This is a genomic window from Cellvibrio sp. KY-YJ-3 (genome assembly GCF_008806955.1).
Lineage (GTDB): Bacteria > Pseudomonadota > Gammaproteobacteria > Pseudomonadales > Cellvibrionaceae > Cellvibrio.
The window spans coordinates 712,118-726,096 of the sequence record NZ_CP031727.1 but is presented as its reverse complement, the minus strand read 5'-3'; the positions used below and the strand labels follow the sequence as shown (position 1 = coordinate 726,096).

General features: G+C 49.6%; 11 protein-coding genes. 8 read left to right on the top strand and 3 right to left on the bottom strand.

From position 1 onward, the window contains the following. Positions 1-96 precede the first annotated feature (96 nt). Positions 97-1,050: a zinc ABC transporter substrate-binding protein gene (locus D0B88_RS03120; protein WP_151054959.1), complete on the top strand. Its 954-nt coding sequence runs from the start codon at positions 97-99 to the stop codon at positions 1,048-1,050. Here the strand turns inward: D0B88_RS03120 and D0B88_RS03115 are convergent. Both D0B88_RS03115 and D0B88_RS03110 read right to left on the bottom strand, forming a co-directional pair. Next, complete coding sequence (locus D0B88_RS03115; protein WP_007639390.1) at positions 1,003-1,302, bottom strand: hypothetical protein; 300 nt, start codon at positions 1,300-1,302, stop codon at positions 1,003-1,005. The two genes, D0B88_RS03120 and D0B88_RS03115, sit on opposite strands and share 48 nt — an antisense overlap. Before the next feature lie 360 nt (positions 1,303-1,662). Further along, positions 1,663-1,920 (bottom strand): hypothetical protein, encoded by a 258-nt coding sequence (locus tag D0B88_RS03110; RefSeq protein ID WP_007639391.1) that lies wholly within the window; start codon positions 1,918-1,920, stop codon positions 1,663-1,665. A 410-nt stretch (positions 1,921-2,330) separates the two neighbouring features. Here D0B88_RS03110 and polA point away from each other — a divergent pair, with 410 nt between their 5' ends. Then, positions 2,331-5,132 (top strand): DNA polymerase I, encoded by a 2,802-nt coding sequence (gene polA / locus D0B88_RS03105; RefSeq protein WP_151054957.1) that lies wholly within the window; start codon positions 2,331-2,333, stop codon positions 5,130-5,132. Between the two features lie 551 nt (positions 5,133-5,683). Here polA and yihA read toward each other — a convergent pair. Then, on the bottom strand, positions 5,684-6,340 hold the full coding sequence (gene yihA / locus D0B88_RS03100; RefSeq protein ID WP_151054955.1) for a ribosome biogenesis GTP-binding protein YihA/YsxC: 657 nt from the start codon (positions 6,338-6,340) through the stop codon (positions 5,684-5,686). Positions 6,341-6,565: 225 nt separating this feature from the next. Here yihA and D0B88_RS03095 point away from each other — a divergent pair, with 225 nt between their 5' ends. From D0B88_RS03095 to D0B88_RS03070, 6 genes are all read left to right on the top strand, one after another. Next, positions 6,566-7,249: a c-type cytochrome gene (locus D0B88_RS03095; RefSeq protein WP_007639404.1), complete on the top strand. Its 684-nt coding sequence runs from the start codon at positions 6,566-6,568 to the stop codon at positions 7,247-7,249. Between the two features lie 291 nt (positions 7,250-7,540). Continuing rightward, positions 7,541-8,191, top strand: coding sequence for a thiol:disulfide interchange protein DsbA/DsbL (locus D0B88_RS03090; protein WP_191966509.1), 651 nt, complete (start codon positions 7,541-7,543; stop codon positions 8,189-8,191). A 151-nt stretch (positions 8,192-8,342) separates the two neighbouring features. Next, positions 8,343-10,076 (top strand): GGDEF domain-containing protein, encoded by a 1,734-nt coding sequence (locus D0B88_RS03085; RefSeq protein ID WP_151054951.1) that lies wholly within the window; start codon positions 8,343-8,345, stop codon positions 10,074-10,076. Beyond that, entirely contained in the window at positions 10,073-10,720 is a 648-nt protein-coding gene (locus D0B88_RS03080; RefSeq protein WP_007639412.1) for a methylamine utilization protein, read from the top strand. The genes D0B88_RS03085 and D0B88_RS03080 overlap by 4 nt, the downstream gene beginning before the upstream one ends. 12 nt (positions 10,721-10,732) lie before the next feature. Next, positions 10,733-13,060, top strand: a complete 2,328-nt coding sequence (locus D0B88_RS03075; RefSeq protein WP_151054949.1) for a bifunctional diguanylate cyclase/phosphodiesterase — start codon at positions 10,733-10,735, stop codon at positions 13,058-13,060. After that, a complete protein-coding gene (locus D0B88_RS03070) occupies positions 13,057-13,977 on the top strand; it encodes a DUF3034 family protein (RefSeq protein WP_225318512.1) in 921 nt (306 codons plus the stop codon). The genes D0B88_RS03075 and D0B88_RS03070 overlap by 4 nt, the downstream gene beginning before the upstream one ends. Positions 13,978-13,979 lie beyond the last annotated feature (2 nt).

The following is a 13,979-nucleotide window of genomic DNA, read 5'->3' as shown; positions in this document are numbered from 1 at the left end:
GGCAGGCGAGGAATGAGTTGGCTATGTTACTATATAACCTTTGTTCGGGCATTTATTTCACTGCCGCCGTTGCGCGGTGTTACAGGATTCACAATCATGGGTTTACCCCGCTTGGGTTTTGTTTTCCCCCTGGCTTTTATTTGTCGCACCTTGATGGCGTTGTTGCTATGTTCATTGGCGAGCACGGCGGCGGCCAAACCCAAGGTGTTGGCCAGCATTAAACCACTGGCGCTTATCGCCCAGGAGGTGGCTGGCAGTCATGCGGATATCGATACTCTGCTGCCTGTAACAGCCTCAGCCCATGATTATCCGCTCAAAATGTCCGATCACCGTCGCCTGCGCGATGCGGATTTGGTGCTGTGGGTGGGAGCGGAATTGGAGAGTTTTCTGGCGCGCCCACTCGCCAGTTTGCCGGCGCAACAAGTGCTGACAACCTATGGCTTGAGCGATTTATTTTGGCCTGAACTCGATAATCACGATCATGCCCATACCAGTCGCGACAATCAGCATCAGCACACCAGCGGCGATCCACATATCTGGCTGGATCCGCGCAATGCGGCGGTTATCGCCCGTGCACTGGCCGAGCGCCTGACTCAAATTGCGCCTGAGTCGGGTGCACAATTTACCCTCAATGCCGAGCGTTTTAGTCAGTCGTTAGTGGAGTTGGATGCGCAGTTGCTCAAGCAGTTGGCGCCGGTAAAGCCCTTGGGTTTTGCGGTGTATCACGAGGGCTACAGCCACTTTGTTAGCCATTACGGCCTGCATCAATTGGCCTATGTAACCTTTACGCCGGAGCGTCGCCCGGGCGCGAAACATTTGCAGGAATTGCGCGATGTACTAGCAAAAGAGGGGCGTTGTGTCTTTTTGGAGCCCTACCATAACAGCAGTTCGCTAGAGGAAATGGCGCATTCGTTGGGCTTGAATATCGGTATGCTGGACCCTGTGGGTAATGAGCAAGTATCCAGCTATCGCATGTTGATGGAGCAATTAGGGCAGAGTTTTTTACGCTGTCTTGCGGATAGTGCTGACAGTGGCGCCGCCAATCACTGAGCTGTGAAAGGGTTTGCGCAGTTTTACATTGCGCGCTTCCAGCATGTCCAGCTGGCGTTTGTTTAACTCCAGCACAAATGAATCGTAATACTCGCGCACCTCCGCATCGCGTGACGCGCTGCCATCGCGCAGCAGTTCCAGCATTCCTTCTTGTGTCGCCATGCGATGGCGAATTCCTGTTTTGTGATAAATGCAGCTGGCTAATTGTTGCAGGCGAAAAATCGCCGTTTGCGAGAAGATTAAAGTATCCATAAACAGTCCTGTGCAAATAGGGGTGTTAATACCCGACAGAAAGAATAAACATCGCGATGGTTTATTGCTGTGGCTGATACATCTGCACGCAAAAAACGGCTTATAAAAGCAGCGTTCCTGATCAGTCTAGGTCAGCTGCCAGTTACTGATGTTTGTTTTGACGCCAACCTAAAAAGCAAATGACAAATTTGTGATTCTGTACAAAAAAAGAGCCCCGCAGCGGCTCGATAACACTTATCAAGTCTTTGCAGGGCTAATACACGAGGAGAAAATAAAGGGTCAAACAAAACAATAACGAGAAAATACTTGCCGGATTAGCAGTTGACCAGTCCGGCTACAACCGGTGTTTCAGTGTTTCAATCAGAGTTCGAACTGCTTGGCCAGTTTGGCTTCCAACTGCTCTTCGAGTTTGGCGTGTGCCTTGTCGTTCAGGGCATCTTCTTTAGCAGTCAATTCATCAGCAATACGCGCTTCCGCGTCTTCCTGAGTTTCAACCCAAGTCGCCTTTACGCCTAAATCGGCAGCGGCCAGGGTCAATTCTTGATTCTTGGCATCATCGGCATAAGCGCCGGTTGCGGTCAGTAACAAAGTTGCAAATATCAGTGTGGTCTTTTTCATCGTGGGTTCCTCCGATGGATCATTCAATTCCAGTTGCCTTGTGAGCAACCTATTTGTCTTGGGTAAAGTGTTTAGGTCTAGCGTTTGGGTAACATCAGAAGCGGGTTAAGCTCTTTTGTTACCTTATGTTACTCATGGTAACACATTAAATTTGATTGGCTAGTGCTTCGTTAAATCTTTTTGTTATTGAAATCTATAAAATGTGAATAAATACCGAAACTTAGCTGGTTATCCTATAAATCGCACGAGCTTTGTCGTCTGGTAACACATTTTTGTAGTGGTAACACTTTTGTAATCATCGCTTCCCTGATTGTTACCTTTGGGGGGATTGCGTTATGGCTCTGGCTCGATCGCTGGGCCTTTGGTGTATCCTGCGGCCTATTTACAGCCCCTTTAGTGCAGATATTTCTATGACCGAGACTCTCCAAAATCAGCCGCCTCTGGTGCTTGTTGATGGTTCTTCCTACCTCTATCGCGCCTATCACGCCCTGCCACCACTCACCAATTCCAAAGGCCAGCCCACGGGTGCGGTCAAAGGGGTGGTAAATATGATGCGTCGGTTGGTGAAGGACTACCCGCGCAGTCCTATTGCCGTAGTCTTTGATGCCAAAGGCAAAACCTTCCGCGACGACATGTTTGCCGAATACAAAGCCAATCGCCCGCCTATGCCCGACGATTTGCGCCCGCAGGTACAACCCATTCACGACATAGTGCAAGCCATGGGGTTGCCGCTATTAGTAATAGAGGGAGTAGAGGCCGACGATGTGATTGGCACCCTCGCGCGCCAAGCCACCGAACAAAAACGCGATGTAGTGATTTCCACCGGCGATAAAGACATGGCGCAGCTGGTGAATGAGCATGTCACTTTGGTCAATACCATGACTGAAACGGTATTGGATATTCCCGGCGTTAATGCCAAGTACGGTTTTGGTCCGGAGTTGATGATTGATTACCTCGCGCTCATGGGCGACAAGGTTGACAATATTCCCGGTGTGCCCGGGGTGGGTGAAAAAACCGCGCAGGGGTTAATTCAGGGTATGGGCGGCTTGGATGCGATTTATGCTGACTTGGAAAAAGTGCGCAGCCTGTCCTTTCGCGGCGCCAAAACCATGCCGGAAAAATTGCTTGAGCATCGCGATATGGCTTATCTGTCTTATCGCTTGGCCACGATTAAAGTGGATGTGGAATTGCCGCTGAGCCCGGAATCTATTCATCTTTCAGCACCCGATAATCAGCGCTTGCGCGAATTATTTGAAGAGTTGGAATTTAAAAGTTGGGTAAAAGATTTAGGTGAAAGCGCCATCGCGCAACATGCCACAGACCAACCTGGCGCCGCGAATAATCTTACTCTCAGTAATAATGATGAAGAAAAAATTGAATCCGTTAGTGCTGTTGCTCCGCAGGAAATTCGCTACGACATCATTACTGATAAAAATTTATTTGCCGAGTGGTTGCTGCGCCTGCAAAACGCCAGCGCTTTTTCGTTTGATACTGAAACCACCGCGCTGGAAATTATGGATGCCAAAATTGTCGGGGTGAATTTTGCGATTGAAGCCGGTATCGCCGCCTATGTGCCCTGTGGTCACGACTACATGGGCGCACCCGAGCAACTGCCGCTGGAGTGGGTGCTGGAACAATTAAAACCCATTTTGGAAGATGCCAATAAAATAAAAATTGGCCAGAATTTAAAATACGATCGCAGTGTGCTGCTCAATTACAACATCGAATTGCGCGGTATTAAATTCGATACCATGCTGGAATCCTATGTATGGAACTCCATAGGCAGTCGCCACAATATGGATGACCTTGCACAAAATTATTTGGATTACAAAACCGTCACCTTTGAAGAGCTGGCGGGCAAAGGTGTAAAACAGCTCAGCTTTAACCAATTAAAAATTGAGGACGCCGGACACTACGCGGCGGAAGACGCCGATATCACTCTGCGCTTGCATCAATTTTTTTGGCCGCAGTTAGAAAAAATTGAATCGCTAAAAAATGTATTTGAAAATATTGAAATGCCGCTGGTGCCAGTGTTGTCGCTTATTGAGCGCAACGGCGCGTTGGTGGATGCCAAGTTGCTCGGCAAACACAGTATTGAATTAGGTGAGCGATTAACACAACTTGAGCGCAAAGCCTTTGAGATTGCCGGGCAAGAATTTAATTTAAGTTCGCCCAAACAATTAGGCGCGATTTTATTTGAACAACAGAAGTTGCCCGTTATTAAAAAAACACCGACAGGTACGCCTTCAACTGCAGAGGAGGTGTTGCAAGAGTTGGCACTGGATTATCCGCTGCCCAAAGTGTTGATGGAGTATCGCGGCCTCGCAAAATTAAAATCGACCTACACCGATAAATTGCCGCTGGTGATTAACCCGCGCACTGGCCGCATACATACCAGCTATCATCAAGCGGTAGCGGCAACCGGGCGTTTATCCTCGCAAGATCCCAACCTGCAAAATATTCCGATTAAAACGGAAGAGGGGCGCCGTATTCGCCAGGCGTTTATCGCCCCCCAAGGTTATAAATTGGTAGCGGCGGACTACTCGCAAATTGAACTGCGCATTATGGCGCACTTGTCGGATGACGCCGGCCTGCTCAGCGCCTTTGAAAAAGGGCTGGATGTACACCGTGCCACCGCCGCCGAAGTATTTGGCGTGGCGTTGGATGCGGTCAGCCCGGAAATGCGTCGCAGTGCCAAGGCGATCAACTTTGGTTTGATCTACGGCATGTCGGCCTTTGGTCTCGCCAAACAACTACATCTCGGGCGCAACGAAGCACAGCAATATATCGACCGCTACTTTGAGCGCTACCCGGGTGTGCAGCGCTATATGAACAATATCCGCGCGCTTGCCCATGAGCAGGGTTATGTGGAGACCTTGTTTGGTCGTCGCCTATATCTGCCGGAGATCAACGCCAAAAACAAAAACCTGCAAATGGGCGCCGAGCGCACCGCTATTAATGCCCCCATGCAGGGTACGGCTGCCGATATCATCAAAACCGCGATGATTAAGGTGCAGGCCTGGCTGGATGAAACGGGATTGGATGCCAAAATCATCATGCAAGTACACGATGAATTGGTACTGGAAGTCGCTGAGTCACAACTCGATAGCGTACGTGCAGGGTTAATTGAACGCATGTCGGCGGCAGCGTCGCTGAAGGTGCCGTTACTGGTGGAAGCGGGTGTGGGCGATAACTGGGATGAGGCACATTAAGCGCTATGTAAATTTTTTTAACAAGCTAAGGCGTTGTTTTTATTAATGTTTACTGAATTAACCAAAGATTGTGCAAATTTATTTACAAATTTGTTGAACTTAATTTGAAAGGGGTGGGTCTCAGTTATGTGTGTTTTACGATCATGAGCTAACTCCTCCCCTAATGGCGTTTAAGCCAGCTGAGCATGAAGTCAATTAAGCTAAGCCAACCCCGATTTTATCGGGGTTTTTTTTGCCTGTTATTTGGCAATCACAGGCGCGGTATTCAGGGGGGATAAGGTGACGATTGGATGGTTTTGATGCCGCGAGAGGTGACCTCGATCACTAAATTGTGCAAAAAATGTTGCACCGAGCGTATTTGAAAAATTTCACTGAACTTTATTGCCAGCCCTTAGGTCAGAGTAACCAGTTAAGCCAACTTATTGATTTAACGTGTGTATTTTCCTCCCGTCTTTGGTTGTTTTACTCTAGCCCATCTGGCGCCACCCCAAGGGTGCCAGTTTTTTATCCGATGATTTTCACAAATCATCGGATTTTTTTATTGGGGGGTTCTATTGCTGCGATGTCGCGCTTGGCGCTGTGCCAGCTGTATCCAATTGTGCCGATTCCGGTGCGAGCCAGGATTGCAATTTCGCTTTGAGTTCATCGAGGCCAGCATATTTCAACGCTGAAAAACACTGGATACTGACCAATTGATCGAGTTTCGCTTGTTTGAGCTGCTTTTGCACCGCGAATAGGGAATTGTTAGCCTGCATACGACTGAGTTTGTCGGCTTTGGTGAGCAGGATGTGCACCGGCATATTGCCCTTGATCGCCCAGTTGAGCATGGTGGTGTCAAAGTCCTGCAGTGGGTGACGAATATCCATCAGCAGGATCAAACCTTGCAAGCACTGGCGTTTTTGCAGGTATTCCGACAAGTCGCGCTGCCATTTTTCTTTTTGATCGCGCGAAACCTTGGCGTAGCCGTAACCGGGCAAGTCCACCAGGCGCTGGGTATCGCTCAGGTTAAAAAAGTTGATTAACTGGGTGCGACCGGGGGTTTTACTGGTGCGTGCCAGCTTTTGGTTGGTCAACGCATTAATCGCACTGGATTTACCGGCGTTGGAGCGACCCGCAAAGGCGACTTCATAGCCAGTCTCTGGAGGACACTCGCGGATACTGGGTGCGCTCTTGGTGAAATAAGCCTTGGTAAATACGATCTCGGTCAAGATAATAACCCTTCAAAATAGTGTGTTATTAGCGCGTTGGTAATATAATGCCGGCGCTTTTCGGGCCGCCGTGCGCGCCAAAAGCGGGATTCATGCGGAATAGGGGTGAGATTGTAGCTTGTTGACTTGTCATTAAGCGAACCTAACCCGAATTTCTTGCGTATATACTTGCCACCAAAGACGCACGCATAACAATCAGATTCATCGATCAAATCGGATTAGCCAATGAAACATATCGTACGAAATGCACTTTTATCACTGGGTCTGGTAGCGGTTGCCCAGGGCGCTATGGCGGCTGGCGATGCTACAGCGGGTGCTGCCAAGGCAGCCGTATGTGGTGCCTGTCACGGCGCCGACGGCAATAGCCTGGTTGGAACCTTCCCGAAATTGGCTGGTTTGGGCGAGAAATACCTTGTTAAACAGTTGCAGGATATTCAAGCCTGGGACCTGGAGCAGGACGCCGCCAAAAAAGAAACTACCGGCCGTAAAGTGCCGGAAATGGTGGGTTTGTTGGCCAACTTGAATGAGCAGGATCTGGCAGACATAGCCGCTCACTACGCGGCTCAAACTATGCAACTGTCTGGTTCCAAACCATTGCAAGTGCAGGTCAACTCCGGTTTGAAAGTGGATGCCTTGGCCTTGGGTGCACGCACCTTTCGTGCAGGTAATATCAGTACGGGTGTCCCTGCTTGTACCGGTTGTCACGCACCGGATGCCAAGGGCAACGTTGCTGCTGGTTTCCCACGCTTGAGCGGGCAACATCCGGAATATATCGAAAAACAATTGCGCGCTTTCCGCGCGGGCGATCGCACTAACGATGGCGACCAAATGACCATGCGTTCGATTGCTGCCCCATTGAGTGATGCCGAGATAGTTGCTTTGGCTAACTACATCGCCGGTTTGCACTGATCGCTGCGAGAGTTAACAAGTGTTAAAAAAGGCGACTCCGGTCGCCTTTTTTGTATCTGCTCTTTACAGATATGACCTTGGGTCGCAGAATCCGGCCCAAGTTGGGAACTAGTCAGTCTATTGCAGGACTAAACCCACAGGTTTTTGCACAACTATTACATCAACTTACAGATATGACCTTGGGTCGCAGAATCCGGCCCAAGTTGGGAACTAGTCAGTCTATTGCAGGACTAAACCCACAGGTTTTTGCACAACTATTACATCAACAATATAAGTATTGAGGAGCGGTTTATGCGTATTTTGGTTGCCCTGTTAGGGCTGGTGTTTTCGCTGAGTGCCTGTGCCCAGGAATCAGCTGATACTTATAAAGAAGGTCAACACTACGTGGTACTGGAGCAGCCGGTACGCACCAGTGACCCCAGCAAAATTGAAGTAGCGGAAGTATTCGCCTATTCCTGCCCGCATTGCTTTGATTTTGAACCCATGCTGCAAGCCTGGGAAAAAAAGCAGGAGTCAGATGTTTACCTGAGTCAAACCCATGCTATGTGGAATCCGCAGATGGAGCCGCTGGTGCGTGGTTACTACACCTCTGTAGCGCTTAAGCTGAAAGAAAAAACCCACATGGCCGTTTTTAACGCCCTGCATTTGGAGCGCAAACAAATCAATAGTGCTGAACAGTGGGCTGACTTTTTCGCTACCTACGGCGTTGACAAGGCCAAGGCACTGAGCACCTATAACTCCTTTGGTGTTACCAGCCAGATCAAACAAGCTGAAGCCCGTGCGCGCAGCTACAAAATCACCGGCACACCGGAAATGGTGGTTGATGGCAAATACCGCATCAGCTCGCGTTTGGCGGGTGGTCATGCCGAGATGCTGAAAGTGGTGGATTTTCTGGTTGCCAAGATTCGCGCTGAACGCGGTACCACAGCGCCCGCGCAATAACTTTTTCCAGGCTGTTGCCTGAAACCCGCGCCGCGTTACGCTGCGCGGGTTTTGTTTTTCTGTGACGCTAAAAATGTGATTTAAGCAGCACTGGCTATACTCAACAGACTCCCTTTTCAACGCCCCGATTAAGCAGGTCCCCACAGGTTGTATGACAGCAAATAACAGCGATAAAAATAACTGGCGCGAAAAGTATTTGAATGCGCTTGATGAACAGGATCAGCTGGAAAAAAAGTTTGCCGAGCAGCAGGCCATTTTGCGCAGCGCGTTGGTGCGCGTGAGCATTGCCGCCGATGGACAGGATGAAGTACTGGATCGGATTCTCGCCAGCCTGCGTGAAAAGCTGCGTGGCGATATGAGCACGGTGGATATGTCCGACATTCTCCAACAGTTGGAGCGTGCGGCGTTGAGCTTTGAGCAGCAGCGCGAACAGGGCTCGCAGGATGTGCGCCAGGCGTTGATGGACGTGACCAAACCGTTGCAGCAATTCAAATTGTCGCGCAGTGTAAAAAAAGAGTTGGGCGATTATCTTTCCCAGCTGCCCCAGCGTAGTAAGAAAGTGCGCCTCTATCCGGCGCTGTTGCAGCAGCTGGCCAAAATCCAACAGTTGGCGCTGGAGGAAATCGAACAGCCAAAGACCGGTTTTTTTGAACGCTTACTGGGAGCCAAAGCGGAGCCTCAAACGACTGCCGCCGATCTCTTGGCAGATATGGATAACCCTGATGCATTGGCACAGGAAGAATCGCAAGCGGCGCTGGAACAGCATCGCGAGGAGGCGCGCGTTTCCCTGAACATTGCCCCGCGCGCCAAAAGTCAGGTGCCTGAACTGGCACCGGAATATGCTGAGGAAATTGCACGGGTGCTGAACCAGTTTTTACTCAGCCTTGAAAATGAAGCGGCGATAAAGGACAAGGTTGATGCTATCCGCCGCCAGGTGGCGAATGGGTTGGCACAAACAGCGCTAATCCCAACACTGGAGGCTGTGCGCGATCTGGTGATGGAGGCCTACCTCGCGGCGAATCAGGCGTTTGCCAATTATTTAAAAAACGTCAATCAGGAATTGGCCGAAATTTATGGGTTGTTGGGCGGCGCGGTTAAAAATAACCAACAGGAACTCGCGGCATCGCGCAAGTTACAAGACGACGTAATGCGCGAGATGAGTGATTTGGAAACCAGTGCCAATAGTGCCACCGACATCAATCAACTCAAAGACCGGGTGAAATCCCAGATTGGCAATATTCGCCAGGCAATTGATCAGTACCAGAGCAGCGATATCAACCAACATCAATTGGCGCAGCAGTTAGCGACGCTGGGCGAAAAAATAAAACTGATGGAAAGTGAGGCGGAGCAAAATCGCTCCAGTCTGGAAAAACATCGGCACAAAGCATTGCATGACCCGCTCACTGAGCTGCCTAACCGCGAGGCCTACAACGAACGCGCCGTAGCAGAAGTGCAGCGCTGGCAGCGCTACCAACGGCCATTGACGATTGCGATTTTTGATATCGATTATTTTAAAAAGATAAACGATAACTTTGGTCATCAGGCGGGCGACCGAGTGATTAAAGTAATTGGGCGCTCGATTGCCAAACGCCTGCGTGAAGTGGATTTTTTCTGTCGCTATGGCGGCGAAGAGTTTGTGGCATTTATGCCGGAAACCGATGCCGAATCTGCGCTCGTGGTGTTGGAAAAATTGCGTGAGGCAATTGCCAAGGCGGCGTTTAATTACAAAAACCAACCTATGTCCATCAGCATCTCTATTGGATTAACCGAATTTAAAGCGGGCGATGATTTAGCCAGTGCATTTGAACGCGCCGACAAAGCGCTGTACCGCGCCAAAGCCAATGGTCGCAATCGCTGCGAATTAATAAGAGATATTGCACAATGAAATATTTTTTTTGGGTTAGCAAAGTCCCCTTGTGGTGCAGCTTTTTTCTTATCTCCATGAATGTCGCTGCGGCGCAATTTACGGCGACCTTGGTAGACGCCGACGGTGCACCGCTGGCAGATGGGGTTATCGCCCTGATTCCCGCGCAGCAACCCAATTACACCGATGTACCTACCGCACTGATGGACCAGCGGCAGAATATGTTTGTGCCCAAGGTGCTCGCCATTCGCACCAATACCCAGGTGCGTTTTCCCAATGGCGACGATGTTCGCCACCACGTCTATTCCTTTTCGCCAGCGAAAAAATTTGAGTTGCGTCTCTATCACGGTATGACCGCGGAGCCAGTAGTGTTTGATAAACCAGGCACTGTAGTGCTGGGCTGTAATATTCACGATTCCATGGTGGCCTATATTTATGTGGTGGACAGCGAGTATTTTGCAGTGACCGATAACACCGGCAAGGTGAGCATCAGCGCACCTGCAGGCAGCTATCAATTACAGGTCTATCATCCCCGTTTGCCCGGCGACTACCCGGCAAGTGCGGTGCAGTTAAATGAGAGTGCAGCAGCGCAGACTATTCGCCTGGAGAAGCTGAACCCTCCCGATAACGCTGCGCCAGCAGACGATTACTCCAACTTGTTTTAACCGGAACCCGGAATGCCAAAGTTTAGTTATCTGCTCAAATTGCTAACTTTTTTAATCGGGTTAGTGATTGTGCTGGAAACGATTTCCTACCTCGCGACACGTGTCATCATTAATAAAGCGGTGACACAAAATGCGCGTGTTGAATTACTCGCTGGTGGCGAGTTGTTTACGCGCATCATGCAAAAAAATGTTGAGCAGTTGGCGCTCTCGGTAAAAGTGCTTACGGAAGATTTTGGCTTTAAGGATGCGGTAGCCACTAACGATGAAAAAACCATTGCCTCGGCATTAATGAATCACTCGGCGCGGGTGAAAGCGGATATCGGTGTGATGATTGGTCGCGATGGCAAATTAGTGGCCAGCAGTGAAAGTTTTGCATTGCAGGTGGGCGATGAATTTGCCAACTTGCAAGATCAGGCCCAGCGCCGCGGTCAGGCGTATGACATTATTTTTGTGGATGGTCGCGCCTACCAATTTGTAATGTTTACGGTCAAGGCGCCAGTGGTAATTGGCCTTGCGGGAATGGGTTTTGAAATAAAACAGGATTTCAGCGCAGAACTGCGCAAACTGACCGGTCTGGAAGTGTCGTTTGTCAGTCAGTTAGACGATGGCTTTCATTATCTCAACGGCACGCTTAGCCATGAGCAACCACAGAATTTAATTCGCCAATTAACACAGCGCGAGAAGTTGGGCGATGTATTTATCTATGACGATTTTATTTCCCTGGCGGTGCCGGCGGCGCGTCAAAACCAGCAGTTGATTGCCGTATTACAGGTATCTTTAAGCCAATCCCTCGCGCACTTTTCGCATTTAAATGTGCAGTTGTTTGTGCTGGCGTTGGTGTTTTCTGTGCTTGCCGGTATAGCGGCATTATTTTTAGCGCGCAGCGTCACGCGCCCGGTGACCTTGTTAGCCACAATTGCGCGGCGCATTGCCGGTGGTTTTTATTCCACCCCGATTGCGGTGAAATCCAATGATGAGTTGGGCGATTTGGCACGCGCTTTTATCAGCATGCAAAAAGCGATTGGTGAGCGTGAACAGCAAGTGTTGTATCAATCAGAGCATGATCCGCTGACCGGCCTGCCTAATCGGCTGGTAATTTTTCCGCGTTTGGAAGAGGCGATTTCGCGCTCGCGACCGCTGAAACAAGCCGTATTTTTGTTAGTGATAGATATTAAAAATTTTACCCAGATCAACGATGAACTCAGCCAGGAAATTGGCGATGCGGTGTTGCGCGAAGTCGGCCAAAAAATTCACCGGTTGTTAACGCACGGTGAAGTATTGCGGTTTGGTAGCGATGAGTTTTTAGCTATTTTAATGGCGCCCGATAAAGAGACGGTGAATGAGCTGGTTGAATTGATCCATGCCGGGTTTAAAACGCCACTACAGGTCAGCGGTATTCAAGTCAGTGTGGAAATGAATATCGGTTTGGCGACCTATCCGGCGGATGCCGATTCGGCGGATTCGTTGTTGCGCCGCGCTAATCTCGCCTTAAATGAGGGGCGCGCGAGCGAACAGCGCAGCTGTTGGTATCAACCGGGTTGGGATGAAAAACATTTGCGCCGTTTGCATTTGTTTCGCGAATTTGAACCCTCGTTAAATGCCGGCCATATCAGTTTGTACTACCAGCCGAAAATAAATTTGGATCAGCCCGATAACCTGGGTTCGGAAGCGCTGGTGCGCTGGCACCATCCGGAGATGGGTTTTGTTAGCCCGGATGAATTTATCAGTGTCATAGAAAGTTCCGGGCAAATTACCTTGCTCACGCGCTGGGCGTTAAAAACGGCAGTAACCCATTTGCGTCGTTTGTTGGATCTGCAGATTAATATCACCTGCTCGGTGAACCTCTCGGCGCTTGATTTGCTAGTGGATGACCTGCCGGCCTATGTCGCGGAGTTGTTGCAGTCACAACGTGTACCTGCCGAGCATTTGGTATTGGAAATTACCGAGAGCGCCATCATGCGCGAGGCCGATAAATGCCTGAATAATTTGCGCCGTTTGCGCGACCTGGGTTTGACCTTGTCGATTGATGATTTTGGCACTGGTTATTCGTCGCTCTCGCAATTAAAAAAATTGCCGGTTTCGGAATTAAAAATTGATAAATCTTTTATTTTAAATTTGGACACCAGCGCTGATGATCAATTGATTGTGCGCTCCACGATTGATTTAGGGCATACCCTCGGCTTGAGCATTACGGCGGAAGGTGTTGAATCCGAGGCGATTAAAACCTTATTAAAAGATTACGGCTGCGATACCGCTCAAGGCTACTTGTATAGCAAGCCGCTACCAGCGGAAGATTTTATCCAGTGGGTGAATCGGTATCTGGCGGAGTTGCGCGCATGAAAATAATGGCTATCAAAAAAATGACTGTCCCCAAAATGTTATTGAGTATTGTGTTATTGCTGCCAACATTGTTTGTGCACGCGGTTACCGATACTGATTTGGCGGCCGACCAACCCATCAAGCGCAGCCGCTTATTGGCAACCGGCGGCGCAACAACCATTGAAGGCAGTGCCGGTGGTGGCATAGTGCCTATGGCGGTTATTTCCGGTTACGGCGCGCAGGAAGAGCAGAGCGCTACCGCCTTTGCAAGTTATGTGGATACCGGCGATTATCAATTGGAAGCGATTGGCGGCAGCTGGAGTTGGCGCAATCGCGTGGAGCTATCCATCGCGCAGCAAAAACTGACTCACGATTCTTTAACCGCCGCCTTGTCCCTGCCGAGCGATTCCATTAGCCAGCGAATTATTTCTGCCAAGGTGCGTGTGGCCGGCGATTTAATTTATACACGGCTACCGCAGCTGAGTATTGGCGTTCAGCATAAAAAGAATCTGGATTTTTTGGTGCCTGCAGCGGTTGGTGCAAAGGACGATTCGGGCACCGATATCAATTTCACTGCCACCAAATTAATTCTGGGTGGATTGTTGCACCGCAATTTATTACTCAATGCGAACTTGCGTTATACCAAGGCCAATCAAACCGGATTGGTGGGTTTTGGCGGCGATAAAAATGATGACTATGAATTGCTGCCAGAGATATCCGCGGGTGTCTTAGTGAATCGCCATTGGCTTCTGGGCACCGAATATCGCCAAAAGCCCAACAACTTATCCTTTATTAAAGAGGATGACTGGCAGACAGTATTTGTTGGCTGGTTTCCTAATAAACGCGTAGCGCTGGTTGCTGCTTATGTGGACTTGGGTGAAGTGGCCACCTTTAAAGATCAAACCGGTTGGTATTTATCGCTGCAGGGGAGTTTTTAATA

Coding starts and splice junctions, on each gene's coding strand:
- D0B88_RS03075 (WP_151054949.1), top strand. CDS start 10,733: ATGCCAAAGTTTAGTTATCTGCTCAAATTGCTAACTTTTTTAATCGGG.
- D0B88_RS03070 (WP_225318512.1), top strand. CDS start 13,057: ATGAAAATAATGGCTATCAAAAAAATGACTGTCCCCAAAATGTTATTG.
- D0B88_RS03110 (WP_007639391.1), bottom strand. CDS start 1,920: ATGAAAAAGACCACACTGATATTTGCAACTTTGTTACTGACCGCAACC.
- D0B88_RS03090 (WP_191966509.1), top strand. CDS start 7,541: ATGCGTATTTTGGTTGCCCTGTTAGGGCTGGTGTTTTCGCTGAGTGCC.
- D0B88_RS03095 (WP_007639404.1), top strand. CDS start 6,566: ATGAAACATATCGTACGAAATGCACTTTTATCACTGGGTCTGGTAGCG.
- D0B88_RS03085 (WP_151054951.1), top strand. CDS start 8,343: ATGACAGCAAATAACAGCGATAAAAATAACTGGCGCGAAAAGTATTTG.
- D0B88_RS03115 (WP_007639390.1), bottom strand. CDS start 1,302: ATGGATACTTTAATCTTCTCGCAAACGGCGATTTTTCGCCTGCAACAA.
- D0B88_RS03080 (WP_007639412.1), top strand. CDS start 10,073: ATGAAATATTTTTTTTGGGTTAGCAAAGTCCCCTTGTGGTGCAGCTTT.
- D0B88_RS03120 (WP_151054959.1), top strand. CDS start 97: ATGGGTTTACCCCGCTTGGGTTTTGTTTTCCCCCTGGCTTTTATTTGT.
- polA (WP_151054957.1), top strand. CDS start 2,331: ATGACCGAGACTCTCCAAAATCAGCCGCCTCTGGTGCTTGTTGATGGT.